At 37.4% G+C, this 1970-nt stretch carries 2 protein-coding genes; one reads left to right on the top strand and one right to left on the bottom strand.

Going from position 1 to position 1970, the window contains the following annotated elements; all coding sequences use genetic code 11:
• A partial coding sequence (locus WBQ70_RS13135; RefSeq protein WP_423914992.1) for a 3-keto-disaccharide hydrolase occupies nt 1-299 on the top strand: 299 nt, incomplete at its 5' end.
• A 259-nt stretch (nt 300-558) separates the two neighbouring features.
• Here the strand turns inward: WBQ70_RS13135 and WBQ70_RS13130 are convergent.
• The coding region (locus WBQ70_RS13130) for a glycoside hydrolase family 43 protein (RefSeq protein WP_423914990.1) at nt 559-1970 on the bottom strand (1412 nt) is incomplete at its 5' end.

The following is a 1970-nucleotide window of genomic DNA, read 5'->3' as shown; positions in this document are numbered from 1 at the left end:
TTCCAATAAAATATGCTCCTAATTTTAAATCTGGGAGAGTTTCCAAATCTGTCTTGCATGAAAACCCAAGCGGAGAATGGAATACCTTAGAAATTTATTGTCTAGGTGGTGAAAGTATTCATTTGGTAAACGGTTATGTAGTGAATAGGGTAAAAAATGCCCGTTATGATGTGGGTGGAAAAACGATCCCCATTGACAACGGAAAAATTCAATTGCAATCAGAAGCTGCCGAAGTGTTTTATAAAAATATGACCATTTCACCTATAACATCTTTCCCAACAAAGTATAAAAAGCAGTAATTAGATTCTATGTCATGCAAACAACATTTGCTGTCATTTGGTCTTTTTTCTAAAAAAAATCTTGATTACTAATAGAGTATTTCACTTCAGGATGTTGGTTTTTTTATAAAAAAACCAACATCTGTCTGGAGTATTAAAACATTAAATCCAACAACATATTGCAAAAACCATCACATAACTAATCCAAAGCTATTCCAATTTATCTCTTCCTACCCAATTTCAAATTCTTCTTTACTGATTTTTGAAATGATAAAAAATATTAGTTTATCTTCTTATAATCAAACCAGTCAAAAGTTGCTGTATTTGTACTTTCCTTCCCGTTCGAAGTAGCATACATTCCTACATAAGTACCATTAAATCCCCACGCAATTTCATCACCAAAAGATGATAAATCTTGTACACCGCCTATTTTATTTAAGTCACTAATTGTTGAACCAAAGTAAAATTGGGCTTCAATCCCTTTGCCAACAACTTTAAAAACTAATTCTTTGCCTTTGTAAGGCATTCTAGCTATTTCTTGCGTAAGGCCTTTTTCTGTGCTTACTTCCTTAGCTATCGTTTTTAAAAGCACCACCTCCTCTTTTTGTTTTAGCAATTGATAATGAATACTTGATTTTCTATAAAGTACCATTCCAGCTTGCTCATTTTCTTTTTTGGAAGAAAAAGTCATTTTGGTCGATGCCTCAAAATCGTGGTCTTTGACACGTTTAGCAAGATAAGATGGGTTTTTCCAGTCACTAACCGTTTGCGGACGTAGCTCAATCTCCATATTTCCTTTCACTTGACGGTACCATTGTGACTGTGGGCTACGCAAGCAATTCCATTCTAAATCAATTGTTTCCGAATCAAAATTATCCCTCGCAGTACGATCTGGCACTGGTGTCCAGGGCAAGTTGGGTCTTGTTTGCTCGGATTGTAACAAACCATAGCCTGGATTGTAAATGGGAGTCACGCCACTTTCTTGACGACTCATTTCGATCTTGGCCAAAAAAGTTTCACGAGCAAGAATCGAATAGCCTGCTACGGGGCGTTTGGCTAGTAAAACACTCCACCAATCACCGTTTTGAGTTTGTACCAAGTCGGCATGACCTGTTTGAATTATGGGGTAATTGTGCCCTAAATGACGATGGGTCATAATAGGATTGGCATGATTGGGAATATAGGGTCCCCAGAGATTTTTACTGTTAAAAACCGTTACGGCATGAAACTCACTTGTACCGCCTTCTCCAATGAGCAACAGATATTCCCCATCAATTTTATATAAATGAGGTCCTTCTGCCCATCGTGCGTTTGAAGCATGACCAAAAGTAAGTTGTTTTTTTTTACCAAGTAATAGCCCTTTATCAGGATCAATTTCTTGCATCCAGACCCCGTTTTTAGACGGCCATGAATTTTGAGTTTTATCAATTAAGAAGGCTCCTGTGTAGTAGCAACGTCCATCTGTGTCCCAAAAAAGTGATGGGTCAATTCCTGGTGCCTCCTTTATCCAAATTGGATCACTCCAAGGGCCTGCAGGATTTTTTGCTGTGATAATAAAATTGCCTTTTTGTCCCACCATAGTTGTGATGATATAAAAAGTCCCCTCATGAAACCGAATAGTTGGAGCAAATATGCCGTTAGAATTCTTTAATCCATCTTGATACACTATTTGGTCTGGTCTATGAAGGCCGT

The sequence above is a fragment of the Flavobacterium sp. genome (assembly GCF_049590715.1).
Classification (GTDB): domain Bacteria; phylum Bacteroidota; class Bacteroidia; order Flavobacteriales; family Flavobacteriaceae; genus Flavobacterium.
Note: the sequence above shows the minus strand (reverse complement) of the source record. Positions and strands in the feature narration are given on the sequence as shown.